Origin of the sequence: Pseudomonas sp. BE134, assembly GCF_031456105.1 — a bacterium.
In the GTDB taxonomy this organism is placed as follows: Bacteria; Pseudomonadota; Gammaproteobacteria; order Pseudomonadales; family Pseudomonadaceae; genus Aquipseudomonas.
Map to the genome: position 1 here is coordinate 201,430 of NZ_JAVDUA010000004.1, position 24,965 is coordinate 226,394.

27 protein-coding genes are annotated in these 24,965 nt (G+C 57.9%); 11 read left to right on the top strand and 16 right to left on the bottom strand.

Features of this window, described 5'->3' with window-relative positions; all coding sequences use genetic code 11:
• Positions 1–8: 8 nt before the first annotated feature.
• Both J2Y56_RS05745 and argF read right to left on the bottom strand, forming a co-directional pair.
• Positions 9–1,118 (bottom strand): ABC transporter ATP-binding protein, encoded by a 1,110-nt coding sequence (locus tag J2Y56_RS05745; RefSeq protein WP_310337264.1) that lies wholly within the window; start codon positions 1,116–1,118, stop codon positions 9–11.
• Positions 1,115–2,035 (bottom strand): ornithine carbamoyltransferase, encoded by a 921-nt coding sequence (argF, locus tag J2Y56_RS05750; RefSeq protein ID WP_310337283.1) that lies wholly within the window; start codon positions 2,033–2,035, stop codon positions 1,115–1,117. Before argF ends, J2Y56_RS05745 begins: the two co-directional genes overlap by 4 nt.
• A gap of 512 nt (positions 2,036–2,547) precedes the next feature.
• Here argF and J2Y56_RS05755 point away from each other — a divergent pair.
• The 3 genes from J2Y56_RS05755 to grxD all read left to right on the top strand — a co-directional run bounded on the left by J2Y56_RS05755 (position 2,548) and on the right by grxD (position 5,441).
• Positions 2,548–2,754: a hypothetical protein gene (locus J2Y56_RS05755; RefSeq protein WP_007943562.1), complete on the top strand. Its 207-nt coding sequence runs from the start codon at positions 2,548–2,550 to the stop codon at positions 2,752–2,754.
• Between the two features lie 142 nt (positions 2,755–2,896).
• A complete protein-coding gene (locus tag J2Y56_RS05760) occupies positions 2,897–5,002 on the top strand; it encodes a molybdopterin oxidoreductase family protein (RefSeq protein WP_007943563.1) in 2,106 nt (701 codons plus the stop codon).
• 97 nt (positions 5,003–5,099) lie between these two features.
• A complete protein-coding gene (gene grxD, locus J2Y56_RS05765) occupies positions 5,100–5,441 on the top strand; it encodes a Grx4 family monothiol glutaredoxin (RefSeq protein WP_007943565.1) in 342 nt (113 codons plus the stop codon).
• Positions 5,442–5,633: 192 nt separating this feature from the next.
• Here the strand turns inward: grxD and bfr are convergent, their stop codons facing one another.
• Both bfr and J2Y56_RS05775 read right to left on the bottom strand, forming a co-directional pair.
• On the bottom strand, positions 5,634–6,107 hold the full coding sequence (bfr, locus tag J2Y56_RS05770) for a bacterioferritin (protein ID WP_007943566.1): 474 nt from the start codon (positions 6,105–6,107) through the stop codon (positions 5,634–5,636).
• Between the two features lie 198 nt (positions 6,108–6,305).
• Positions 6,306–6,527 carry a bacterioferritin-associated ferredoxin gene (locus J2Y56_RS05775; RefSeq protein ID WP_310349166.1) on the bottom strand — a complete coding sequence of 74 codons (222 nt, stop codon included), beginning with the start codon at positions 6,525–6,527 and terminating at the stop codon, positions 6,306–6,308.
• Positions 6,528–6,840: 313 nt separating this feature from the next.
• On the opposite strand from J2Y56_RS05775, the gene J2Y56_RS05780 reads away from it, so the two are divergent.
• Positions 6,841–7,443 carry a peroxiredoxin gene (locus tag J2Y56_RS05780; protein WP_007943568.1) on the top strand — a complete coding sequence of 201 codons (603 nt, stop codon included), beginning with the start codon at positions 6,841–6,843 and terminating at the stop codon, positions 7,441–7,443.
• 74 nt (positions 7,444–7,517) lie between these two features.
• Here the strand turns inward: J2Y56_RS05780 and rnt are convergent, their stop codons facing one another.
• Together rnt and pyrC are read right to left on the bottom strand one after the other, a co-directional pair.
• Positions 7,518–8,192: a ribonuclease T gene (gene rnt / locus J2Y56_RS05785; protein ID WP_310349169.1), complete on the bottom strand. Its 675-nt coding sequence runs from the start codon at positions 8,190–8,192 to the stop codon at positions 7,518–7,520.
• Positions 8,189–9,235 carry a dihydroorotase gene (gene pyrC, locus J2Y56_RS05790; RefSeq protein WP_310337256.1) on the bottom strand — a complete coding sequence of 349 codons (1,047 nt, stop codon included), beginning with the start codon at positions 9,233–9,235 and terminating at the stop codon, positions 8,189–8,191. The genes rnt and pyrC overlap by 4 nt, the downstream gene beginning before the upstream one ends.
• A gap of 159 nt (positions 9,236–9,394) precedes the next feature.
• On the opposite strand from pyrC, the gene J2Y56_RS05795 reads away from it, so the two are divergent.
• Positions 9,395–10,300 (top strand): OmpA family protein, encoded by a 906-nt coding sequence (locus J2Y56_RS05795; RefSeq protein WP_310349172.1) that lies wholly within the window; start codon positions 9,395–9,397, stop codon positions 10,298–10,300.
• A gap of 129 nt (positions 10,301–10,429) precedes the next feature.
• Positions 10,430–11,647, top strand: coding sequence for an argininosuccinate synthase (locus J2Y56_RS05800; RefSeq protein ID WP_007943572.1), 1,218 nt, complete (start codon positions 10,430–10,432; stop codon positions 11,645–11,647).
• A gap of 178 nt (positions 11,648–11,825) precedes the next feature.
• Here J2Y56_RS05800 and J2Y56_RS05805 read toward each other — a convergent pair whose 3' ends face one another.
• A complete protein-coding gene (locus J2Y56_RS05805; protein WP_310337253.1) occupies positions 11,826–12,407 on the bottom strand; it encodes a hypothetical protein in 582 nt (193 codons plus the stop codon).
• A gap of 508 nt (positions 12,408–12,915) precedes the next feature.
• Here J2Y56_RS05805 and J2Y56_RS05810 point away from each other — a divergent pair.
• Positions 12,916–13,542 (top strand): response regulator transcription factor, encoded by a 627-nt coding sequence (locus J2Y56_RS05810; RefSeq protein ID WP_007943575.1) that lies wholly within the window; start codon positions 12,916–12,918, stop codon positions 13,540–13,542.
• Positions 13,543–13,624: 82 nt separating this feature from the next.
• Here J2Y56_RS05810 and J2Y56_RS05815 read toward each other — a convergent pair whose 3' ends face one another.
• The 8 genes from J2Y56_RS05815 to metG all read right to left on the bottom strand — a co-directional run bounded on the left by J2Y56_RS05815 (position 13,625) and on the right by metG (position 20,638).
• Complete coding sequence (locus J2Y56_RS05815; RefSeq protein WP_007898493.1) at positions 13,625–13,804, bottom strand: PA3496 family putative envelope integrity protein; 180 nt, start codon at positions 13,802–13,804, stop codon at positions 13,625–13,627.
• 107 nt (positions 13,805–13,911) lie between these two features.
• On the bottom strand, positions 13,912–14,550 hold the full coding sequence (gene nth / locus J2Y56_RS05820) for an endonuclease III (RefSeq protein ID WP_007943576.1): 639 nt from the start codon (positions 14,548–14,550) through the stop codon (positions 13,912–13,914).
• A 29-nt stretch (positions 14,551–14,579) separates the two neighbouring features.
• Positions 14,580–15,089 (bottom strand): Rnf-Nqr domain containing protein, encoded by a 510-nt coding sequence (locus tag J2Y56_RS05825; RefSeq protein WP_310349175.1) that lies wholly within the window; start codon positions 15,087–15,089, stop codon positions 14,580–14,582.
• Positions 15,082–15,693 (bottom strand): RnfABCDGE type electron transport complex subunit G, encoded by a 612-nt coding sequence (locus J2Y56_RS05830; RefSeq protein WP_310349178.1) that lies wholly within the window; start codon positions 15,691–15,693, stop codon positions 15,082–15,084. The genes J2Y56_RS05825 and J2Y56_RS05830 overlap by 8 nt, the downstream gene beginning before the upstream one ends.
• A complete protein-coding gene (locus J2Y56_RS05835) occupies positions 15,690–16,676 on the bottom strand; it encodes an RnfABCDGE type electron transport complex subunit D (RefSeq protein ID WP_310349180.1) in 987 nt (328 codons plus the stop codon). Before J2Y56_RS05835 ends, J2Y56_RS05830 begins: the two co-directional genes overlap by 4 nt.
• Positions 16,663–17,877 (bottom strand): electron transport complex subunit RsxB, encoded by a 1,215-nt coding sequence (gene rsxB, locus J2Y56_RS05840; protein ID WP_310349183.1) that lies wholly within the window; start codon positions 17,875–17,877, stop codon positions 16,663–16,665. The genes J2Y56_RS05835 and rsxB overlap by 14 nt, the downstream gene beginning before the upstream one ends.
• Positions 17,874–18,443 (bottom strand): Rnf-Nqr domain containing protein, encoded by a 570-nt coding sequence (locus J2Y56_RS05845; RefSeq protein WP_310349186.1) that lies wholly within the window; start codon positions 18,441–18,443, stop codon positions 17,874–17,876. Before J2Y56_RS05845 ends, rsxB begins: the two co-directional genes overlap by 4 nt.
• Positions 18,444–18,586: 143 nt before the next feature.
• Positions 18,587–20,638, bottom strand: a complete 2,052-nt coding sequence (metG, locus tag J2Y56_RS05850) for a methionine--tRNA ligase (RefSeq protein ID WP_007943583.1) — start codon at positions 20,636–20,638, stop codon at positions 18,587–18,589.
• Between the two features lie 331 nt (positions 20,639–20,969).
• On the opposite strand from metG, the gene apbC reads away from it, so the two are divergent.
• Positions 20,970–22,064, top strand: a complete 1,095-nt coding sequence (apbC, locus tag J2Y56_RS05855; protein WP_310349189.1) for an iron-sulfur cluster carrier protein ApbC — start codon at positions 20,970–20,972, stop codon at positions 22,062–22,064.
• A 135-nt stretch (positions 22,065–22,199) separates the two neighbouring features.
• Here apbC and J2Y56_RS05860 read toward each other — a convergent pair whose 3' ends face one another.
• Positions 22,200–22,958 (bottom strand): SDR family oxidoreductase, encoded by a 759-nt coding sequence (locus J2Y56_RS05860; protein WP_033049695.1) that lies wholly within the window; start codon positions 22,956–22,958, stop codon positions 22,200–22,202.
• Positions 22,959–23,124: 166 nt separating this feature from the next.
• Here J2Y56_RS05860 and J2Y56_RS05865 point away from each other — a divergent pair, with 166 nt between their 5' ends.
• The 3 genes from J2Y56_RS05865 to J2Y56_RS05875 all read left to right on the top strand — a co-directional run bounded on the left by J2Y56_RS05865 (position 23,125) and on the right by J2Y56_RS05875 (position 24,940).
• Entirely contained in the window at positions 23,125–23,856 is a 732-nt protein-coding gene (locus tag J2Y56_RS05865) for a HugZ family protein (protein WP_007948591.1), read from the top strand.
• Positions 23,857–23,922: 66 nt separating this feature from the next.
• A complete protein-coding gene (locus J2Y56_RS05870; RefSeq protein WP_150779438.1) occupies positions 23,923–24,399 on the top strand; it encodes an FxsA family protein in 477 nt (158 codons plus the stop codon).
• A gap of 247 nt (positions 24,400–24,646) precedes the next feature.
• The gene (locus J2Y56_RS05875) at positions 24,647–24,940 is read left to right on the top strand and encodes a co-chaperone GroES (RefSeq protein ID WP_019827816.1); all 294 of its coding nucleotides are present in this window, start codon (positions 24,647–24,649) and stop codon (positions 24,938–24,940) included.
• Positions 24,941–24,965: the final 25 nt, after the last annotated feature.

The window sequence follows — 24,965 nt, forward strand, 5'->3', positions numbered from 1 at the left end:
CGCGTGTATCAGTTGGCAGTGCTGTAGCGGCGCACGCCGGACTCGACGGCAGGAATCTGCGCGGCAGTGCTTCCTGATGCCTGAAACAACACCAGGTGTTCAGCCGCTACACGAATGCCGACGTCAGCACCGACCTGCCGATCCACATGGCTCGGGAAAATCGACTCCAGTTGCGCCCCGGTCGGCATCTGCAACCGGTACAACGTCGATGCGCCCTGGAACGACTTGCCGACAATCCGCGCCTTCAATGCACTGTCCGGTGCATAAACGATATCGTCCGGACGCAGCAACACATCCACTGCACTACCGACCGGCCAGGTGTAGGCACGATTGCCGCGCAACTCGCCCAACTCGGTCTGCACCGACTCCGGGCTGCTCAACTGGCCACGGATGAAATAGCCCTGGCCGATGAAGCTGGCTACAAACGGTGTCAGCGGTTCGTGATACAGGTTGTAGGGCGTATCCCACTGTTCCAGGCGACCTTCCTTGAACACCCCTACATGGTCGCTGACCGCGAAGGCTTCTTCCTGGTCGTGGGTCACCAGAATCGCGCTGGTGCCACGGGCCTTGAGAATGTCGCGTACTTCATGGCTGAGCTTGCGCCGCAACTCGCCATCGAGGTTGGAAAACGGTTCGTCGAGCAGCAGCAGTTGCGGTTCCGGTGCCAGGGCACGGGCCAGGGCCACACGTTGCTGCTGACCGCCGGACAGTTCATGCGGGAAGCGCTTGCCGAGGTTTTTCAGGTTGACCAGTTCCAGCAGCTCTTCGATCACGCGATCTTTTTGCGGGTGCTTGCGGATGCCGAAGGCGATGTTGTCGGCCACGCTCAAATGCGGAAACAGCGCGTAGTCCTGGAACACCATGCCGATCCGGCGTTTCTCCGGGGCAAGGGTGAAACCGGCGCGGGAAAGCGTCTCGCCCGCCAAGGTGATTTCACCTTCGTGCACCGGTTCGAAACCGGCAATCGCCCGTAGCGTTGTGGTCTTGCCGCAACCCGAGGAGCCGAGCAGGCAACCGATATCACCGGCATTCAAATGCAGGTTGAGGTTTTGTACGACCCGCTGGTCTTGATAGCCGCAGGCGAGGTTGCGCAGGTTCAGCAGTAATGGCTGGCTCATGCGTGGTGATACGAAGGCGGGACGAGAAATTCGAGCAGGGCCTTTTGTGCATGAAGCCGGTTTTCGGCTTGATCCCAAGCGACTGAGCGTTTGTCGTCGAGTAGATCGACGCTGATTTCTTCACCGCGATGGGCGGGCAGGCAGTGCATGAACAGCACATCATCTGCAGCCAGGTCCAGCAGCGCGCGATTGACCTGGTAGGGCGCGAACAGCTTCAAGCGCTTGGCGGTTTCTTCTTCCTGGCCCATGGAGGTCCAGACATCGGTGCTCACCAGGTGGGCGCCGCGCACAGCGTCCTTTGGATCGCGGACGATGGTCACCCGATCTTCGGCTCTGGCCACGAACTCGGGGTTGGGTTCATAACCTTCAGGACAGGCAACGCGCAGCTGGAAGTCGAACTGGATCGCCGCTTCTATATAGCTGTTGCACATGTTGTTGCCGTCGCCGATCCAGGCCACGGTCTTGCCCTGGATCGAACCGCGATGTTCGAGGAAGGTTTGCATGTCGGCCAGCAACTGGCACGGGTGCAGGTCGTCGGACAGGCCGTTGATCACTGGCACACGGGAGTTGGCGGCGAATTCGGTCAGGGTGCTGTGGGCAAAGGTTCGGATCATCACCGCATCGAGCATGCTCGACATGACGATCGCGCTGTCGCCGATCGGCTCGCCACGGCCCAGTTGCGTGTCGCGCGACGACAGGAAGATCGCCTGGCCGCCGAGCTGGATCATGCCGGCTTCGAAGGAGATCCGGGTGCGGGTCGAGGACTTATCGAAAATCATCCCCAGTACGCGGTTTTTCAGAGGCTCGAACAGTACGCCGCGGTTACGCAGGTCCTTGAGCTCAACGCCTCGACGGATCACGCTGACCAGCTCTTCGGGCGTGCAATCCATCAGGGAGAGAAAGTGCCTTGCGCTCATCATTGACTACCTTTTTGCTACAAACCGCAGATGCTCAAAGCCTTGTTTAACGGAACAACGGGCGAGACCTGCGGCGTAAGCCGCACGGGGCGACGAAATAGGGAAAGGCGCGATCTTATAATTAAATGTCGCGTCTTACCAATAGGAGGCTTGTTTCGTAAGGCTTTTCTCGTCTTCTGTCAGACGTGTGGGCCAAACATGGGCCAAAACAGTGAAATTACAGCGGGTTAAACTCGGCTCAATCAAAGGTGGAAATGATCCATTCCGCGAAGGTCGAGAGCAGCATTTGTACACTGTGACCGAGCTGGTTTGCAATAAAGGCTGGGTTCAGGCACGAACATAGCGCGCGCGTCTGTTCGGGGGCTGCGGGCCGAAAAGTCCTGGTTATTCGAGGTTGGCGTTGTTTGCTGTTACGGTTTACAAACCGGTATCTGGCCATGCTCAGGTATCCTCTGCCTCATTGCGTGGTGTCGACTGAATCAAGTCCAAACACCCCAAGGAGGGATCCCTGTATGTCGATCGAAAAAAACGGATATGCAGGCCTGACGCGTCTTCGTCGAGTTTCTCCGGCTTTTGATATGGCGGTGCTTTCCACGGTCATGGGCTTCGCGATTATCGCCAGCAGAATTTATCCCGGGCTCCCTAGCGCAGTGGTGGGGGCCATCGTCGGTGCTTTTATCGGCGTGAAGAATTTCAAGGAAGATACGAGTGCAGATTGATTCGACCCAGTTTCGCAGCCATCGGCTGGCCTGATGGTCGCCGATTCACAAGACGAACGTCGCTGGCGCAGCAGCGGGTCTGGCGCCATAGTTTTGTTCCCGCGGCCGCTAATGCCCGCCCAGAACAAGACAGAGACTGGCCATGACCAAGACTCTCCATCACCGTGCCTGCCACTTGTGTGAAGCCATTTGCGGCCTGACCATCGAAACCTCCGAGGTCGACGGTGCTGTGCAAATCACCTCGATCAAGGGCGATTCGCTGGATACGTTCAGCCGCGGGCACATCTGCCCCAAGGCGGTGGCGCTGCAAGATATTCAGAACGATCCGGATCGTCTGCGTCAGCCCATGTTGCGAGTGGGCAGCGAATGGCAGCCAATCGCGTGGGAAGACGCCTTCAACCTTGTCGCCGAACGCCTGGCGGCGATTCAGGAGCGGAACGGGCAGAACGCGGTGGCGGTGTACCAAGGCAATCCCAGCGTGCATAACTACGGGTTGATGACCCACAGCAATTACTTCCTCGGCCTGCTGAAAACCCGCAACCGCTTTTCCGCGACTTCGGTTGACCAGCTGCCGCATCACCTGACCAGTCATCTGATGTACGGCCATGGTTTTTTGTTGCCGATCCCGGACATCGATCACACCGATTTCATGCTGATCCTGGGTGGTAACCCGCTGGCGTCCAACGGCAGCATCATGACCGTGCCGGATGTGGAAAAACGCTTGAAAGCGATTCAGGCCCGGGGCGGCAAAGTGGTGGTGGTCGATCCGCGCCGCAGCGAAACCGCGGCGATGGCCGATCAACATCTGTTCGTACGCCCCGGTGGCGATGCGGCGTTGTTGTTCGGGCTGCTCAATACCTTGTTGGCTGAAAACCTGACCCGTGACAGCCATCTGCCGGTTGACGGTCTGGATGATGTGCGTCAGGCCATCGCCACGTTCACCGCCGAAGCCATGAGCCCGTTGTGCGCGGTGCCGGCCGAACAGATCCGCCAACTGGCCCGGGATTTCGCGGCTGCGCCGACAGCGGTGTGTTATGGCCGCATGGGCGTCTCGACCCAAGCGTTCGGTACGCTGTGCCATTGGCTGGTGCAACTGATCAATCTGGTCACAGGCAACCTTGATCAGGTCGGTGGCGCGCTGTGCACCGAACCGGCAGTGGACTTGGTGGCGTCCACCTCGGGTGGGCATTTCAATCGCTGGCAAAGCCGCGTGTCCGGTCGTCCGGAATACGGCGGTGAGTTGCCGGTGTCGGCCTTGGCCGAAGAGATGCTCACGGAAGGGGAAGGGCAGGTGCGCGCACTGATCACCGTAGCCGGCAATCCGGTGTTATCCACACCCAATGGCCGGCAACTGGAGCAGGCGCTGGATGGCCTGGAGTTCATGGTCAGCGTCGACCTGTACATCAACGAAACCACGCGCTATGCCGACCTGATTCTGCCGTCGACTTCGGCACTGGAAAACGATCACTACGACACCACGTTCAACATGTTCGCCGTGCGTAACGTGACACGCTTCAACCGTGCAATTCTGGCCAAGCCTGAAGGTGCCCTGCATGACTGGGAGATCTTCGTCGGCCTGGCCAAGGCGTTTGCCGCCAGGACCGGCAAGGAATTGAAGCCGACCATCGCGCCGGCGCAAATGATCGATCTTGGCTTGCGGATGGGGCTCTACGGCGACGCTTCGGAACACAGACTGTCGTTGGCAACCTTGTTCGATCATCCTCATGGTGTCGACCTGGGCGCACTGAAATCCAACCTCGCGCCGCGCCTCAAAACCGCCAATCAGCACGTGCAGGCTGCACCGCCGGAGATTATTGCCGACCTTGCGCGCTTCGCTGCTCTAGAGGCACCGGCCGCAGATCAGTTGCTGATGATTGGCCGCCGTCATGTGCGCAGCAACAACTCGTGGATGCACAACTATCACCGTCTGGTGAAGGGCAAGCCGCGCCATCAATTGCTGATGCACCCGGACGACCTCGCCAGTCGCGGACTCAACGATGGCCAGCGAGTGCGGGTGAGTTCGCGGGTTGGCATGATCGAAGTGGAAGTGCTCGCCAGCCTGGACATGATGAAAGGCGTGGTCAGTCTGCCGCACGGTTGGGGTCATGCGCGGCCGGGTGTGCAGATGACGATTGCCAGTGGCCAGCCGGGTTCCAGCGCCAACGACCTGACGGACGAGTGTCAGCTTGACGAGTTGTCGGGGAATGCGGCGTTGAACGGCGTGCCGGTGACGGTAGTGGCGGCGTGATCGTGTCTGTCGGGCAGACCGAGCATGGCGCTCGGGTTTCCGTTACAATGCGCCACCGAGCCGACCTCTGAGTCGGAAAGTTCAGCCGAGGTGCTCCATGGATATCATCGAAACGATTAAAGAGCAGATTGCTAACAACACCATTCTGCTTTACATGAAAGGTTCGCCGAATGCCCCGCAGTGTGGCTTCTCTGCGAAAGCCGCGCAGGCCGTGATGGCATGTGGTGAAAAGTTTGCGTACGTGGACATCCTCCAGAACCCGGAAATCCGCGCCAACCTGCCAAAATACGCTAACTGGCCAACCTTCCCGCAACTGTGGGTCGGTGGTGAGCTGGTCGGCGGTAGCGACATCATGACCGAGATGGCTGCTGACGGTTCGTTGCAGACCACGATCAAAGCGGCTGTTGAAGCGGCTGCTGCAAACAAGACTGAAGCGTAAGTCGATCGGCTCCCCTGTAGGAGCTGTCGAGTGAAACGAGGCTGCGATCTTTTGATCTCCAGCAAATAAAAAGCCCCGCCCCTTGATATAGAGGGGCGGGGCTTTTTGTTGCGCTTGTGTAAGTTGGTGCGATGTCGACGCGGCTATCGCCGGATCGCAGCCTCGTTGCACTCGACAGCTCCTACACAGCTCCTACTCTTCGCCCATCTGCGATTGCAGATAGTTCTCAAGACCGACTTTATCGATCAGGCCCAGTTGGGTTTCCAGCCAGTCGATATGTTCTTCTTCGGACTCAAGAATGTCTTCGAGCAGGTCACGGCTACCGAAGTCGCCGACCGTTTCGCAATGAGCGATAGCGACTTTCAGATCGGCATGGCCGGTGCGCTCGATACGCAGGTCGCACTCAAGCATTTCCTGGGTGTGTTCGCCGATCTGCAGCTTGCCCAGGTCCTGGACGTTCGGCAGGCCTTCAAGGAACAGGATGCGCTTGATCAGCTTGTCGGCGTGCTTCATCTCGTCGATAGATTCGTGGTACTCGTGCTTGCCGAGCTTGTTCAGGCCCCAATCTTCATACATGCGGGCATGCAGAAAGTATTGATTGATCGCGACCAGCTCATTGGCAAGGATCTTGTTGAGATGCTGGATGACTGTAACGTCGCCTTTCATGATGGGGTCCTGCCCTAAGTAGCTGTCTATAACGCTGAGTTTGAGCCGCGTATGTAATAGTGTCAAACCTAAGTTATTGAAACTTATATGAAAATTAATCGGAATAAGAATGTTTGTGTTCCGCGTCTAGAGCGTAAGCAGTTGATTTTCAGGCATAAAAAAACCGGACATCAAGTCCGGTTCTTTGAAACAGGGTAATTAAGCGGCAGTAAATTCTACAGGGAACGGAATGGCTGCCTGGGCCGATTGCAATTTGGTCAGGGTTTCGCGAACCACTTCCTTTGCAAGACAGGCGCATTTGCCGCATTGGCTGGCTACGCCGGTGGCCTGACGGACTTCCTTATAGCTGCAGCAACCTTCATAGATGATTGCATCGCGGATTTGACCGTCGGTGACGCCAGTGCAGAGGCAGACATACATAAGAGAAAACCGTCGCTGGTGGTGACTCAATTGCGATGGATCTTAATGTTAACGAGAATGATTGTCAAAGTGCTTTCTGAAAGCTTCGCGTTATAAGCGGACGTGACCGACGAACGGTTTTCATCCGGGCAATCTGCCAGTAATGGTCATGACGGTAAATTTAACCCTCCTGCAAAAAACCGTTGAGGACAGCTCAAAAACGCCGTGTATGATGGTCGGTCCTTCGAAGCGGATCGTGTCACAGGGCTGTCGCCTGAGGGTGGCAGGCTGATGCGTATCCAGTTCTTCACGTTAATAGACCAGGAGATATCCAATGAGCGTACTCGTAGGCAAACAAGCCCCGGACTTCACCGTTCCAGCTGTGCTGGGCAATGGCGAAATCGTAGACAGCTTCACCCTGTCGTCGGCCATCAAAGGCAAATACGGCCTGGTGTTCTTCTACCCACTGGACTTCACCTTCGTTTGCCCGTCCGAGCTGATCGCTCTGGACAACCGCATGTCTGACTTCAAGTCGCGCAACGTTGAAGTGATCGCCGTTTCGATCGACTCGCACTTCACCCACAACGCCTGGCGTAACACCCCGGTAAACAATGGTGGTATCGGCGAAGTTCGTTACACCATGGCTGCCGACATCAAGCACGAAATCGCCAAGGCCTACGACGTTGAGTCCGAAGGCGGCGTGGCTTTCCGTGGCGCGTTCCTGATCGACGACAAAGGCGTTGTCCGTTCGCAGATCATCAACGACCTGCCGCTGGGCCGTAACATTGAAGAGCTGGTCCGTCTGGTCGACGCTCTGCAATTCCACGAAGAGCACGGTGAAGTTTGCCCTGCCAACTGGAAAAAAGGCGACAAAGGCATGACCGCTTCGACTGAAGGCGTTGCGGCTTACCTGACCGAGAACGCTGCGGCGCTGTAAGCCCAGGCGTCAGGCAATAAAAAACCGGCCTCTGATGAGGCCGGTTTTTTTATGGGCGGGATAAATCAACAGGATCAGTCGTTGAAGTCTTCCCAGCCGCCCATTTGTTTCCAGCGATTGACGATGCCGCAGAACAGCTCGGCCGTCTTCTCGGTGTCATAACGAGCCGAGTGAGCCTCGCGACCGTCGAAGTCGATATCGGCGGCCTGACAGGCCTTGGCCAGCACGGTTTGACCGTAAGCCAGGCCGGCAAGGGTCGCGGTGTCGAAGCTGGAGAACGGATGAAACGGGTTACGTTTCATGTCCAGGCGTGCGACCGCTGCATTGAGGAAGCCCAGGTCGAAGCTGCTGTTGTGGCCGACCAGAATCGCCCGTTTGCAACTGTTGGCTTTCAGGGCTTTGCGGATGCCACGGAAAATATCGGTCAGGGCCGCTTCTTCGCTCACCGCCATGCGCAGCGGGTGATCGAGTTTGATCCCGGTGAATTCCAGCGCAGCCGCTTCGATGTTCGCGCCTTCAAAAGGCTCTACACGGAAGAAGTAGGTGTGATCGGGGTACACAAACCCTTTCTCGTCCATTGCGATGGTGGTCGCCGCAATTTCCAGCAGGGCATCGGTGGCCGAGTTGAAACCACCGGTTTCTACGTCGACGACAACCGGCAGGTAGCCACGGAATCTGGCAGCCATTGGATGACGAGGACCGCCTCCGCCTTGACCGTCCTGTTCGTCGTCGAAATGGTCTTCACTCACGCGTGTTCCTCCAGCAGGCGCCAGCGCAGTTTTTCACCGGCGCGCAGCGGGATAACGGTCAGCTCGCCAAACGGCAGGCTGGTTGGGGCGGTCCACTCATCGCGGACCAGGGTAATGCGGTCGGTGTTCGCTGGCAGGCCATAGAAGCGCGGGCCGTTGAGGCTGGCGAACGCTTCGAGCTTGTCCAGCGCGTTGCGTTGCTCGAACGCTTCGGCATACATCTCGATGGCCGCATAAGCGGTGTAGCAACCAGCGCAGCCGCACGCGGCTTCCTTGGCGTGCTGGGCGTGGGGGGCCGAGTCGGTGCCCAGGAAGAATTTTTCGCTGCCGCTGGTGGCAGCGTCGAGCAAGGCTTCCTGGTGCGTATTGCGCTTGAGAATCGGCAGGCAATAGAAGTGCGGCCGAATCCCGCCCACCAGCATGTGGTTGCGGTTGTACAGCAGGTGATGCGCAGTGATGGTCGCGCCGACGTTGGCCGAAGCCTCGTTGACGAACTGCACGGCATCGGCGGTGGTGATGTGCTCGAACACCACTTTGAGCGTCGGGAAACGCTCGACCACACGACGCATGTGCTCATCGATGAAGATTTTTTCGCGGTCGAACACATCGACATCACCACGGGTGACTTCACCGTGAACCAGCAATGGCATCCCGACGTCAGCCATGGCCTCAAGCGCGGGGAAGATTTTGTCGATGCTGGTGACGCCAGAATCCGAGTTGGTGGTCGCGCCGGCCGGGTACAGCTTGGCGGCGTACACGAAGCCGCTGGCCTTGGCCTCGCGAATTTCTTCAGGCTGGGTACGGTCGGTCAGGTACAGCACCATCAACGGTTCGAAGCGACTGCCAGCCGGGCGTGCAGCGAGAATCCGCTGGCGATAGCCGTCGGCTTCAGCGGCGTTACGCACCGGAGGTACCAGGTTGGGCATGATGATGGCGCGACCAAAGGTGCGCGCAACATCCGCAACGGTATTGGTCAACACGGCACCATCGCGAAGATGAATGTGCCAGTCGTCGGGACGCAGCAGGGTCAGGCGGTCGGACATGAGGGAATTCCAGGCGGGTCAAACTAGGGGGAATGCTACCGGAAAAGACACTGGCAGGCACTCGCTATCAAGTTTTGCGGGAACGTACCGATATGTATGAGGTATGCCGTAAACATGCGTGTGTCGGTCTTTTTGTCGTAGAAGCCAGTGGAGCCTCCCGTGCGCCAGCGTTATTTAGCCTTGCTCAGTGTGTTTGCCAGCCTTCCTGCGATGGCGCTCACTTTCCAGACACCTCTGGAGAGCATCGAGTGGACGGTCGCAGGTGACAAGTTCGAATGCCGCCTGACTCAGCCGGTTACCGATTTCGGCTCTGGTGAGTTTGTGCGCCGTGCCGGGGAGCAGGCGACGTTTCGGCTCAATGCCTATAACGCGATGATCGGTGGTGGTTCGGCGACTTTGCTGGCCGCCGCCGCACCGTGGCAGCCGGGAAGGGGTGATATCAACCTGGGTTCCATCAGGATCGGCAGCGGCAATGTGCTGTTCAACAGTTCGCAAGCTCAGGCCGGGCGCTTGATCAGCGGATTGATCGATGGCCGCAGCCCGGTGATCCGGCATACGTCCGGCGATGGCCGGGTGTCGGAAGTACGTCTGTTGCCGGTCAAGTTCAACAAGGCCTTCAGCGACTATCAGAGCTGCGTGGCGAAACTGCTGCCGAAGAATTTCGAACAGGTTAAAAAGTCCGAAATCGGCTTCCCGGGTGAAAGCATTGATCTTGACCCGCAGGCCAAGGCTCAGTTACACGTGATGCTGGAGTTCATGAAGGCTGACCCGTCGGTGAATCATATCGAGCTCGACGGGCACTCCGACAACAGCGGCAATCGCCTGACCAACCGCGAGCTGTCACGTCGCCGTGCCTTGGCGGTGATGGACTACTTCAAGGCTAACGGCATTCAGGAGTCGCAGATCACCCTGCGCTTTCATGGTGAGCGCTACCCCGTGGCGCCGAATACCAATGCTGGCAATCGCGCGAAAAATCGTCGGGTGGCGGTGCGACTGGAGCGTGTGGCGCCGACCGAGCAAGTTGCGCCTCAAATCGCTACGGGCAGTGCCCCGGCAACTTCCTGACTCGCCGGTCATCGTCGCGCTCTCGACAGATTCTGTCGCTTCGTCGTCATAAGCTGTCGCGCCTCTGTAAATTATCGCGTTGGACCGGTAGACTTCCCGGCTTTCCGTAGAACCCCGTGGAGTGATGGCATGGCGGACGTAAACAAGGTCGTTCTGGCGTATTCCGGCGGCCTGGACACTTCGGTGATCCTCAAGTGGCTGCAGGATACATATAACTGTGAAGTGGTGACGTTCACCGCTGACCTGGGTCAGGGCGAAGAGGTCGAACCTGCGCGCGCCAAGGCGCAGGCCATGGGCGTCAAAGAGATCTACATCGACGACTTGCGCGAAGAATTCGTGCGTGATTTCGTTTACCCAATGTTCCGCGCCAACACCGTTTACGAAGGCGAGTACCTGCTGGGTACTTCCATCGCTCGTCCGTTGATCGCCAAACGCCTCATCGAAATCGCCAACGAAACCGGCGCTGACGCCATTTCCCACGGCGCCACCGGCAAGGGCAACGACCAGGTTCGTTTCGAACTGGGCGCGTATGCCTTGAAACCAGGTGTGAAAGTGATCGCACCGTGGCGCGAATGGGACCTGCTGTCCCGTGAAAAGCTGATGGATTACGCTGAAAAGCACAACATCCCGATCGAGCGTCACGGCAAGAAAAAATCCCCGTACTCGATGGATGCCAACCTGCTGCACATCTCCTATGAAGGCGGCGTGCTGGAAGACACCTGGACCGAGCACGAAGAAGACATGTGGAAATGGACCGTCTCCCCGGAGAACGCTCCAGACAAGCCGCAATACCTGGAATTGACCTACCGTAACGGCGACATCGTTGCACTGGACGGCGTCGAAATGACCCCGGCCACCGTGCTGGCGACCCTGAACCGTATCGGTGGTGAACACGGTATCGGTCGTCTCGACATCGTCGAGAACCGTTACGTGGGCATGAAGTCCCGTGGCTGCTACGAAACACCAGGCGGCACCATCATGCTGCGCGCTCACCGTGCGATCGAATCGATCACGCTGGACCGCGAAGTAGCTCATCTCAAAGACGAGCTGATGCCGAAATACGCCAGCCTGATCTACACCGGTTACTGGTGGAGCCCTGAGCGTCTGATGCTGCAACAAATGATCGACGCGTCCCAGGCCCACGTGAACGGCGTTGTTCGCCTGAAGCTGTACAAGGGCAATGTGATCGTTACGGGTCGCAAGTCCGACGAATCGTTGTTTGATGCCAACATCGCAACCTTCGAAGAAGACGGCGGCGCTTACAATCAGGCCGACGCGGCGGGCTTCATCAAGCTCAACGCTTTGCGTATGCGCATTGCTGCGAACAAAGGCCGGAAGTTGTTCTGAGCCCGTTGAAGCAGTCATAGAGGTGTGGCCTTGTCGGTGACAAGGCCACACATCTGAAAAGGGAAGTTTTTCCTGTCGCGCGTTGTTTTCAGCGTACTTCTTGTAACTCGTACGAGTCCTTCTGATTTTTTGCTCTCTTGTGAAACCTGGAGAGTAGTCCTCTTCGGCTATCGGGAATTCAAGCCATAGTCGTCACACCTTGTGAGCTCACGTTATAGGCGACCCAGAACGCTGTGTTGCTGCGTTTCCTTGCGAGCCTTGAATGCTTGAGCGCGCTTTCTTTCAGTAGTGCCTCTGAATCGGTACACGTCAGAAATACGATCAACCGGGCAGAAGGTGCATGAGTTGACCGGAATTTCTCGATCAAGGTGTTGAACTCGATTTTTTTGCTCATCCTTCGTACATCGACGATGTGCAGATCCTTTAGCAATGGCGGCAATCGTATCTGATGTTCCACTCCGTACCCGTTAGATTCGGCCGGTGCGCAACTATCCGATTGATCAGCGTTGGCCATCACCTTTATGAAATGTTTTCCCTTCTCAAAATCAGAGGGCGCGTACAGCGATCGGTAGTTGAAGTTGAGTGTGGCGAAGAATAAAAAAAGCAAATAAAAGGGGAAGCTGATAAGGAACCAGATGTAAATCTTGCGCTCGTCATTATCGAGAAAGGGAAGCGAAATAGCCGCTGAGGTTTCAGATAGTGCTGCAAATGCCGCAATGATTGTCATGGGGTTGGTGATTCTTGATTTGAGTTTTATCATGTTTTCTGCTCATGAAAGAATATCTTTTCTCGATTGGTTAGTTGAGGTTGTCCGCGTATTTTTTAGTTTTCTTATGTTGGGTTGATGGTTTTTCAGGTTTCCTTTTAGTTTGATTGCCAGTGAGTGTGATAGTAGCCGGATTAATGAAAGAGCAGGTATGACTGTTGTTCATGTTTAAGAAAAGTTCTGTTGGTTTTTAATGCAGGAGTGTTGCTCGATGTTGATTTTTAAGCGTAGCTCAATCGCTGGTGATTGTCGGGTTGCCCGTTCACCGTTCTGCCCCCGTGTTTTTAGGATGCAGATACAAAAAACTCAAAGAGCGACGCGTTGATGGGCAGGTAAAATTTAAGACACACAGTATTTGTGCAATTCTTGTAAGAATTATCCTTCTTGTTTGTAGGGTATGTCTCTCGGTGTGGGTCGTTGAGGGGGGCGGCATGCCATGGATGAAACGACTAGGCTATTGTGCGGGCTCTAAAAATTCGAACAGCGAAAATTGGACTTGCCCATGAATAAAGTGCTGATCGTGGATGATCACCCCGTCATTCGTCTTGCGGTACGTATGCTAATGGAGCGCCATGGCTACGAAGTCATTGCTGAAACAGATAACGGCGTGGACGCATTACAACTGGCTCGCGAACTTATGCCCGATATCGTCATTCTGGATATTGGAATACCGAAGCTGGATGGGCTGGAGGTCATAGCGCGACTGACATCGACGGCGATGCCACTTAAAGTGTTAATACTGACATCACAAGCCCCCGGACATTTTTCCATGCGTTGCATGCAGTCAGGGGCAGCAGGGTATGTTTGCAAACAGCAGGATCTCACTGAGCTGCTCAGTGCGATAAAAGCCGTTCTATCAGGCTACAGTTACTTTCCTAATCAAGCCTTGCATACCGTACGGTCGAGTCTTGGCAATGCCAGTGAAGCCGATATGGTGGATCGTCTGTCCGGACGTGAAATGATGGTGTTACAGCAGCTGGCCAGAGGAAAGACCAATAAGGAAATTGCCGATGGAATGTTCCTCAGCAATAAAACCGTCAGCACTTACAAAACGCGCCTGTTGTTGAAGCTCAATGCTCGCTCACTGGTCGATCTGATCGAACTGGCTCAACGCAATGGTCTGGTATAAGTGCCACTGCTGGCTAATGTGGCGGCGTTCATCAGGAATCGGCACTTAGTAAAAAGCCTCCGTTTCGGGAGGCTTTCAGGTGTTAAAGGTCAAAATCGTAATCGGCCAATTGCTTTTGCAGTCGGCGCTCCTCCAGCAGATTGTCGATGGTGCGGCGTTTGCTCAGGTTGGTCTTTGCCACTTCAACCACCGGTTCAGCGTCATCGGCCTCAACGGGTGTGAAGTCGTCTTCTACGTCCAATTGCTCTTTGCCAGTGCTCATAAGGTCAACTCCAGGCTAAGACTGCCTTTGGCGCTCCTTATATCGACAATCGACCGGCGGGTAAAAAAGATTTTTTCAATCGATGGATCGTTAAATCTAATAGAGCCTCAATCGTCGGAGGTCTTTTGCTTGTATTCGCACAAATCCTCGATCCGGCAACTGCCGCAGCGGGGCTTGCGAGCCAGGCACACATAGCGCCCATGAAGGATCAGCCAGTGATGGGAGTCGAGCAAGTATTGCTTGGGTACAAACTTCATCAGTTTTTGCTCCACCTCGACCACATTTTTGCCGGGAGCAATACCGGTACGGTTGCTGACCCGGAAAATATGGGTGTCCACCGCCATGGTCAGTTGGCGAAAGGCGGTATTGAGCACCACGTTCGCTGTCTTGCGGCCGACGCCGGGTAGCGCTTCCAGTTCTTCGCGGGTTTGCGGGACTTCGCCGCCATGGCGCTCCACCAACAGGCGACAGGTTTCGATCACGTTTTTCGCTTTGCTGTTAAACAGGCCGATTGTCTTGATGTATTCCGACAGCCCCTCGACACCCAGCGCATGGATCGCCGCCGGTGTATTGGCCACGGGATAGAGTTTGGCGGTGGCCTTGTTGACGCCGACATCGGTCGACTGGGCGGAAAGAATCACGGCAATCAGCAATTCGAATGGCGATGAATAGGCCAGTTCAGTCTTCGGTTCCGGGTTGTCTTCGTGAAACCGGCGGAAAATTTCCAAGCGTTTTGCGGCATTCATGGGCGATGCGTTTCCTGAAAAACAGTCAATCATTGTGAGGGCGTCGAACGGGCCCAGGCCTGTCGTGCCGCGATCAATAATCCCAGCAGAATGAACCCGCCGGGGGCCAGCGTGGCGAAGTGCAAGCCACCGTTGCCAGCCAGTTCGCGCAGCAGGCCCAGGCCGACCATCAACGCGCCAAACAGGGCGCACAGGCGCAAGCGGTCCAGGCGTGGGCTCTGAAAGAAACCGTTGTACTCCAGCACAACGCATTGCAGGGCGATCAACCCTGCGTAAAGCGCTACCGGTTGGTGCCATTGAAGGGACCAGACTTGTGCGGCCATTTGCGCGCAGCTGGTGAGTGTGGCGGCCAGCAGGAGGCAGGCGAGCAAGCGGGCGGACGGAACCAGCCGGGATCGCAAGGCCCACATGCCAGCGCCATAAGCACTGATCACCACGATGAACATCAGCCACATTCCCAGCGCCGCCACCCAGGAGGTCGTCGCGCCAATCAGGGGCGCAAGCATCAGCGAATTTTGCAGGGCCTGGGACCTAGTCATGGGTGCTACTCCCGATCAATTGTTGCCGGTGTTCATCGAAGTAGCGTAACGCGTCGTGAATGGCACTGATCACCGCCCTTGAAGTGCTGGTTGCACCCGCCACCTGATCGAATTGCCCCTGATCCTTTTTCAGAGCCCAGCCTGAGTCGCCGGGGTCGCTTCGAGACTTGCCGGCAAATCCCTGGAGCCAGGTATTGGGCCATTCGGCGATTTTGCCACCCAGTCCCGGAGTTTCCGATTGCTTGAGGGTTTTGACGCCCAACAACTTGCCGTTGGGATCGATGGCAATCAGCAGTTCGATTGAGCCTTCGTAGCCCATGGTCTGGCTGCGCAGCAATACCGCGCTCGGTTGGCCGGCCTTGGTCGCCAGGTAGCCGCCCGGCAGCGTGCTGTTGGGCAAGGTGATGTTGGCGAGGGCGAGTGGCTGTTCCAGCGGTTGATTGTCGTAAGTTGCCGGTGGTAGCAGGTCCAGCAGGTTGCGGCTGTCGATCAGCCGTTGTTCAGCCGCAATGCGGGGGGCGCTGATGCGTTGCACGAGGTAGGTCGCGCCGATTCCCAGCCCGGCCAACAGCACCAGAATCACCACGCTTGAGGCTCGGCTCATGGGGTCACTTCTTGCCTGGACGCGACAAAGCGCTCCAGTGCTGGCACACAAAGGTTCATCAGCAGCACGGCAAATGCCAAACCATCCGGATAGCCGCCCCATGTCCGTATCAAGTAAGTCAACACGCCCACACCAATACCAAAGAGCAACCGGGCGCCAGCACTTTTCGCACCGGACACCGGTTCCGTGACAATGAAAAAAGCCCCCAGCATGGTGGCGCCGGTCAGCAGATGAAACAGGGGGGAGCCATGGGAGTCGGAGCCCGAGCCGTTCCAGCACAGCAGGCTCATGACAAACAGACTGGCAAGCAAGCCGACCGGCGCATGCCAGCTGAACACTCGCTGTTGCAGGAGAAATGCGCCACCGGCCAGAAAGGCCAGGTTGACCCACTCCACGCGGCGTCCACCAAAATGGCCGAACGCCGGGTTGCCAGCAAAGAGTTCATCCATGGTCAGGCTTTTGTTGATTCGCAGGCTGTCCAGCGCGGTGGCCTGTGCCCAGGCATCTGGTGTAGCGCCGAGGTTGAATCCAAAAACCTGTTGCAGGCCACCGAGCAAGTCCATGCCGTGGGAGGACGGCCAGTGCGTCATTGGTTGGGGAAAGGCCACCAGCACCAGGGCGAAACCGAGCATCGCCGGGTTGAACGGATTCTTGCCAACGCCGCCGTACAGTTGTTTGCCGAGCAGCGCGAACGCCGCTGCACAGACCGTCAGCCACCATGGGCAGTAGGGTGGCAACGCCAGTGCCAGTAACGTCGCACTGACCAGTGCACTGCCGTCACTCAACGTCGGTTGGAGCGGGCACTGGCGCAGTCGCAACACAGCGCCTTCAACCGCCAGCGCGGTAACGGTCGCCAGCAGCAGGTTGATCAATACGCCCCAGCCATACAGCCAGAAGAGCGTCAGCATTCCCGGCACGGTGGCCAGCAACACCAGTTTCATGGCCTGCTGGAGGCGTTCGTCCACCGGCTCAAGGGGCGACATAGGCATCCACCTGGCGCTGGGCTTCCAGCAAGCGCGCGCGGGCCTTGTCGATCAATTCGCCTGGGGTGTCTGCACCTCGTTCAAGTTTGCTGACGTCGGCACGGGCGTAGGCCAATTCGGTTTTTAGCTGTCGAAGCTGGCTGTCGATGGGGCGCTTTTCCACTCGTGTCAGGTCCGGCAGTGGCTGTTCACTCGCCGCCTCAGCGACGTGCAAGGCTTGTTCCGACTCGTTGAGTGCGCGTTGCAGGGCTTCGATCTGTTCGGCCGGTGCGTCGTTGGTCTGGGCTTTCTTGAGTTCGGCGCGGCGCATCGCCAACTGGATCTTCGCCCGTTTCAATTCGGCGTCCTTCGCCGGTGCAACCGGTGTCGGGGCTGGCGATGAACTGCTTTCCAATTGCGCCAAGGTCTGTTCGGCGGCTTCAAATTGTTGCTGAAGTACGATCAGTTGCGACTGCTGCTCGAAGGTCGGTGGATGCCCGAAGGCCTTTAGCGACTTGTTCAGTTGCGCCCGACTCATCGCCAGATCGATCTTGGCCTTTTTCAACGCCGCATCGGCGCTCGCCGCTTTTTGTGCACGCACGCGTTCAAGCGCTGCCTGTACCGGGTCGAGCGTAGCCATTTCAGCGGGCACTACGCTGCGTTGGGCGCGAGCCTGGCGCTCAGCGAGTTTCTGTTGTTCCTCACGCTGCAAGCGGGCATTGCGCTGTTCAAATCGGCGCCGGGCATGGTTGCGTTTGGCGGCGCGAGCCCGCTGCTCCTCAAGGCTGAAGGCCAGGCCTCCGACAATTGGCAGCACCGTGGTCAGCGGTAGCGGTCGCATCTCGATGCAGTCCACCGGGCAGGGCGCGACACAAAGATCACAACCGGTGCATTCGTCGATGATCACCGTGTGCATCAACTTGGCAGCACCGACGATGGCATCCACCGGGCAGGCCTGGATGCATTTGGTGCAACCGATGCATTCGGCTTCGCGAATGTAAGCGATTTGCGCCGGGGCCGAGCCGCGACTGATGTCCAGTTCGAGCACCGGCACTTTCAGCAGATCGGCCAGGGCCGCGATGGTTTCGCTGCCGCCGGGCGGGCACTTGTTGATCGGCTCGCCGCTGGCGATGCCTTCGGCGTAGGGCTTGCATCCGGGATGGCCACATTTGCCGCATTGAGTCTGCGGCAAGAGGGCGTCGATGCGTTGAATCAGACTCATGTTTTGATCAGTCCGCTAAATCCGAGAAATGCCACCGCGATCAATCCGGCACCGATCAACTCGATCGGCAGGCCACGAAAGGGCAGGGGGATATCGTTATCGAGTGTGCGTTGGCGCAAATCGCTGAACAGGCTCAGCACCAGCCAAAACCCTAGCCCGGCGCCGAGGCTCAGGAAGGTGGCGTGAAAGAATCCTTTGTCGTCCTGAGCGTTGAGCAGCGTCAACCCGAGCACACCCGCGTTGCCCAAAAGCAGTGGCCAGAGACCGTCGAACTTAAGCGTTGGCAGTGCCTGCGACAGCCCTTTCAACAACGGCGCAATCAACAAGACGCTTAATGGCAAGAACACGAACAGACGCAGCGACGTCAATTCCAGAGGGGCCAGCAGCCAATGGTCAGCCGCGTAACCCAACGTGCCGACCATCCACATCAGGCACGTCGTCGCGATACCCAAGGCATGGACTTGACGATGTTCGTTACCCAGCAGCGAATCGGCGGCCAGCGGCCAGTACAACACGACGTTGTTGATCAGGGCAGCGCTGATAAGCGTAAGAAGCATCTCGGTCATGATCGTGCCGGCAAGAACAGGGGCTTTTTAACGCAGCGGTCTAAAAAGCTTAGGCATTATCCGGCAAGGACGGAGGGTGGGCCAGATATGAAAATCCCACAGTCGCGTCTGGCACGACTGTGGGATCGATTTACCGCACAAACTTACTTGATACGCTGACCCGGCTTGGCGCCGCTATCAGGGCTCAGCAAGTAGATTTCTTCACCACCAGGGCCAGCCGCCATCACCATGCCTTCGGAGATGCCAAATTTCATTTTCCGCGGCTTGAGGTTGGCGATCATCATGGTCAGGCGACCATCGAGCTTGGACGGATCCGGATAAGCGCTCTTGATCCCGGAGAACACGTTGCGTTGCTCGTCACCGATGTCCAGGGTCAGGCGCAGCAGCTTGTCAGCGCCTTCCACGTGCTCGGCCTTGAGAATCAGCGCGACGCGCAGGTCGACCGCAGCAAAGGCGTCGAACTCGATTTCTGGCGACAGGGGATCCTTGGCCAGTTCGCCGTTGCCGGCCGGTGCGGCTTCGCCGGTGTCGGTTGCGCTGGCGGTCAGGTCTTCTTTGGATGCGTCGCTCATGGCTTGTACTTTTACCGGGTCGATACGAGTCATCAACGGCTTGAACTCGTTCAGCTGATGGTTGCTGAGCAAGGTCGCGTGGTCATTCCAGGTCAGCGGCGCGACGTTCAGGAACGCCTCGGCGTCGGCGGCCAGTAGCGGCAGCACGGGCTTGAGGAAGATCACCAGCTGGCGGAACAGGTTGACGCCCAGGGCGCAGATAGCCTGGACTTCATCCTGCTTGCCTTCCTGTTTGTTCAGCGACCACGGTGCCTTGTCGGCGATCCAGGCGTTGGCACGGTCGGCCAGGCCCATGATTTCACGCATGGCGCGGGCGAAGTCGCGAGCTTCGTAAGCCTCGGCGATGCTTGGCGCAGCAGCGAGGAACGCATCGGTCAGCTCTGGCGCGGCATTCCCCGCCACCAGCACACCGGCGTTGCCTTTATGGATGAAACCGGCGCAGCGACTGGCAATGTTGACGACTTTGCCGACCAGGTCCGAGTTGACCTTCTGCACGAAGTCTTCGAGGTTCAGATCGAGGTCGTCGACGCCACGGCTCAGTTTGGCCGCGTAGTAGTAGCGCAGGTATTCCGGCGACAGGTGATCCAGATACGTCCGGGCCTTGATGAAGGTGCCGCGCGACTTGGACATTTTCTGACCGTTGACGGTCAGGTAGCCGTGTACGTTGATGCCGGTCGGTTTACGGAAACCGGCGCCTTCGAGCATGGCTGGCCAGAACAGGGCGTGGAAGTTGACGATGTCCTTGCCGATGAAATGGTACAGCTCGGCCGTGGAATCCTTGCCCCAGAACGCGTCGAAGTCCAGCTCCGGGGTGCGGTCGCACAGGTTCTTGAAGCTGGCCATGTAGCCGATTGGCGCATCCAGCCACACATAGAAATATTTGCCTGGCTCGTCTGGAATCTCGAAACCGAAGTACGGCGCATCGCGGGAGATGTCCCACTGTTGCAAGCCGGCATCCAGCCATTCGGCGATCTTGTTGGCCACGGCGTCTTGCAGGGTGCCGCTGCGGGTCCAGGTTTGCAGCATCTCCTGGAAGTCCGGCAGTTTGAAGAAGAAGTGCTGGGAATCCTTGAGCACCGGCGTGGCGCCAGAGATCGCCGACTTCGGATCCTTCAGATCGGTTGGGGCATAGGTCGCACCGCATTTTTCGCAGTTGTCGCCGTACTGGTCTTCGGTGCCACATTTCGGGCAGGTGCCCTTGATGAAGCGGTCGGCCAGGAACATTTTCTTTTCCGGGTCGAAGTACTGCGTGATCGAGCGCTGGGCAATGTGCCCGGCGTCGCGCAGCTTCAGGTAGATCTGGCTCGACAGCTCACGGTTTTCTTCGGCGTGAGTGGAGTGGAAGTTATCGAAGTCCACCAGGAACTCGGCAAAGTCGGCGCTGTGTTCAGCCTGGACGTTGGCGATCAGTTGTTCCGGGGTGATGCCTTCCTTTTCCGCGCGCAGCATGATCGCCGAACCGTGGGCGTCGTCGGCGCAGACATAAATGCATTGATTGCCGCGGTGCTTCTGGAAGCGCACCCACATATCGGTCTGGATGTATTCCAGCATGTGGCCAAGATGGATCGAACCATTGGCATAGGGCAGGGCGCTGGTGACGAGGATCTTGCGTGGCTCGGACATGGGGCTCGGCTACTTGATGAAACGGAGGTCGGCCACTATAAAGCGCTGGCGCATATTTTTCACCCCCAAGGCCGGCACCGCGGACCCTTGTAGCAGCTGCCGAAGGCTGCGTTCGGCGGCGAAGCCGTCGTGAATCCGGACACTGCGGTGTTTCAAGTGAATGCGAGATGACCGGATTGGCGACTGCTTCGCAGCCGAACGCAGGCTTCGCCAGCTGCTACAGGTCGCATTCAACCATGGGGTGTTTGTCACATTCTGAAAGCATGCCGAACACGCCATAGAACGGTTAGGATACCCGCCTGATTTTCCTGTCTTGCTATCGGAGTTGCCCATGAGCGCCGTCAATCGCGCAGCGGTGGAAGCCGTCCTTCGCCAATACACCGACCCTTACCTGAACCAGGACCCGGTCAGCGCCGGATGCGTGCGCGATATCCAGATCCAGGGCGATCGCGTCAGCGTCCAGCTGGAGCTGGGGTACGCCGCCGGTCTGTTCAAAAGCGGCTGGTCACAAATGCTGCAAATGGCCATTGAAGGCCTGGACGGCGTGACGACCGCCCGCGTCGACATCACCAGCGTGATTGCCGCGCACAAGGCTCAGGCGCAAATCCAGGGGCTGGCGAACGTGAAAAACGTGGTGGCCGTGGCATCCGGCAAGGGCGGCGTAGGCAAGTCCACCACCGCCGCGAACCTGGCGCTGGCGCTGGCCCGTGAAGGTGCCAAGGTCGGGATTCTCGACGCGGACATCTACGGTCCGAGCCAGGGCATCATGTTTGGCATCCCGGAAGGCACCCGACCAAAGGTCAAGGATCAGAAGTGGTTCGTGCCGATCGAGTCCCATGGCGTTGAAGTGATGTCGATGGCCTTCCTGACCGACGACAATACCCCGATGGTTTGGCGCGGGCCGATGGTGTCCGGTGCACTGTTGCAACTCGTGACCCAAACCGCCTGGGGCGATCTGGATTACCTGGTCATCGACATGCCGCCAGGCACCGGTGACATTCAGCTGACACTGGCACAGAAAGTCCCGGTGGCCGGCGCGGTGATCGTGACGACCCCGCAAGATCTGGCATTGCTGGACGCGCGCAAGGGCGTGGAGATGTTCCGCAAGGTCAACATCCCGGTGCTGGGCGTGGTGGAAAACATGGCCGTGCACATCTGCTCCAACTGCGGGCATGCCGAGCATTTGTTCGGTGAAGGCGGTGGGGTGAAGCTGGCCAACCAGTATGGCGTCGAACTGTTGGCTTCGTTGCCACTGTCGATGATCATCCGCGAGCAGGCCGATGGCGGCAAGCCAACGGTGATCGCCGAGCCGGACAGCCAGATTGCGATGGTGTACCAGGAACTGGCCCGCCATGTTGGCGCGCGGATCGTGTTGCAGGAGGCGGTGTCGCCGGCGATGCCGAACATCACCATCAGCGACGATTGATGCGCTGAATAGATGTTGTAGCAGCTGCCGAGGCACGAGGCTGCGTTGGGCTGCGCAGCAGCCCCCGAGGGCGGTCCTGCGGACACGCAACGCAGCCTCGTGCCTCGGCAGCTGCTACAGGGTTTTGGGTGTTTCTTAGATCCTCAACCCGCCATCCATCTCCAGGATCCGGCCGGTGTAGTAGTCGTTCTCGAAAATGTACGCCGCCGAATGGGCGATCTCTTCCGGTTTACCCATGCGCTTGAGCGGAATACCGGCCGTCATCTTGTCCAGTGCTTCAGGCTTCATCCCCAGTGTCATCTCGGTTTCGATAAAGCCCGGTGCAATGCCCGCCACACGGATGCCGTAACGCGCCAGTTCCTTGGCCCAGGTTACGGTGGCCGCAGCGACACCGGCCTTGGCGGCCGAGTAGTTGGTCTGACCGACGTTGCCAGCGCGGGAGATCGAGGAGATATTGATGATCGCGCCGTGATTTTCCAGCTCGACCATTTTGGCGGCCACTTCACGGGTGCACAGGAACACGCCGGTCAGGTTGACGTCGATGACCGCCTGCCATTGGGCCAGGGTCATCTTGGTCATTTCGCCGTCCTTGACCTTCAACAGCAGACCGTCGCGCAGGATACCGGCGTTGTTGATCAGGCCATGGATCGCGCCGAAATCTTCGGCGACCTGGGCGACCATGTGGGTCACTTGCTCTTCATTGGCGACGTTGCACAGGTAGCTGCGCGCCTCGGCGCCCTTGGCCTTGCAAGCCGCGACGGCGTCGTCGAGCTTTTCCTGGTTCAGGTCCACCAGTGCCAGTTTCGCGCCTTTGGCGGCGAAATACTCGGCCATGGATCGGCCTAAACCCTGGCAACCGCCAGTGATAATGATTACTTTGTCAGTGAGTTGCATTCGCATGCCCCAATAGCAGGTCAGAGTGGTTTTCCTTGGAGAGGGCCTCTCGATCTGCGCCGGATGGAGCCTGGCTGCACATGAGAACTGCCCGAATGGCGCGCTGAATACTTATCCCCAGCCGCCTGTCCGTTTTTTCGACGGATTCTATTTAAGGAGTCATAAATTGAGCGTAGAAGCGGCGAAGAATGCCCGAAAATTGCTTCTCAAGGAATACCGAGGGGTGCTCTCGACCCATTCCAAGTCGATGCCGGGTTACCCGTTTGGCTCTGTGGTCCCTTACTGTCTGGATGAACAGGGCCGGCCGCTGATCCTTATCAGCCGCATCGCTCAGCACACCCACAACCTGCAAAAAGATTCGAAATGCTCTCTGTTCGTGGGCGAACGCGAGGCCGACGATGTACAAGCCGTTGGTCGCCTGACTTACCTTGCCGAAGCAGAACAGCTCGTGGACGAGGCCGCCATCGACGCGGCGGCACAGCGTTACTACCGCTATTTCCCTGATTCGCAGAGCTACCACAAGGCTCACGATTTCGATTTCTGGGTACTCAAACCCGTACGTCACCGCTATATCGGCGGCTTCGGCGCGATTCACTGGGTCGATCATCTGACATTGGCCAACCCGTTTGCCGGCAAGGCTGAAGCGAGCATGGTCGAGCACATGAATGCCGATCACGCCAAAGCCATCGCGCACTACGTCGAACTGGCGGGACTGCCGAAAACCGAACCGGCGCAACTGGCCGGCATCGACACCGAAGGCATGCATTTGCGTATCGGCCAGGCGCTATACTGGCTGCCCTTTCAAGCTGCTTGTAATACGCCGACACAAGTCCGGGAAGCCTTGGTTTCTCTGGCTCACGCCGAGCATTGGCCCATAAATGAAGTCGCCGACGCTTGAATTCTCGAAACGGCGACGTCATTTAGGGAAGACTGGCAAGGCACTCTTGCGTTGAGGAACCATTTGATGCGCCCTTTTTTGTTGCTCTTTTTACTGTTCCCGGTGTTGGAACTGTTCGTATTCGTCAAAGTCAGTGGGAGCATCGGTTTTTTCCCGGCCCTGCTACTGATTATTCTCGGCTCGATGTTCGGCGTGTTCGTGCTGCGTATCGCCGGTCTGGCCACTGCGCTGCGTGCCCGTGAAAGTCTGAACCGCGGCGAGCTGCCGGCCCAGACCATGCTGGAAGGCCTGATGCTAGCCCTGGCGGGGGGGCTGTTGATCCTGCCGGGCTTCGTCAGTGATGTGCTGGGCCTGATCATGCTGCTGCCGATCTCTCGCCGACTGCTGGCCAATAAAATGCGCCAGCGTGCCGAAGAGGCCGCGATCCGTCAGCGTGCATTCGCCGAGGACCTGCAATCGCGTGGCGGGCCCGTTCCGCGCGAGCCGCTGGGCCGTGAACCCAATGTGATCGAAGGCGAGTTCGAGCACCGCGACTCCAAGTAAATCGTTTCACCTGCACGGCACCTTCGGGTGCCGTGTTTGTTTTTGGGGCATCGATGTAAAAAAATTCGATCCCCGCCCTTGTAATAAGCTTGTGCGCCCTTATGTAACGGTCACCGCAAGGTTTCTGGCAATCATGCCAGACAGACTTCCGCGTCTCGCTTGTCGAGCCGCAACCGGCACCGCCGGATTTGTTAAACCCGCCGGGACCACACCGGCCGATGAAAACCACAATTAGGAGAGATCGACAATGAAGCTTCGTCCTCTGCATGACCGCGTCGTCATCCGTCGCAGCGAAGAAGAAAAGAAAACCGCTGGCGGTATCGTCCTGCCAGGTTCGGCTGCTGAAAAAGCCAACAGCGGTGAAATTCTGGCAGTCGGCACTGGCCGCGTGCTGGACAACGGTGAAGTGCGTGCACTGGCCGTTAAAGTGGGCGACAAGGTTGTGTTCGGTCCTTACTCCGGCAGCAACACCGTGAAAGTTGATGGCGAAGACCTGCTGGTAATGGCTGAGAACGAGATTCTCGCTGTTATCGAAGGCTGATTCCCCGCTCATTTTCCCGCTACTA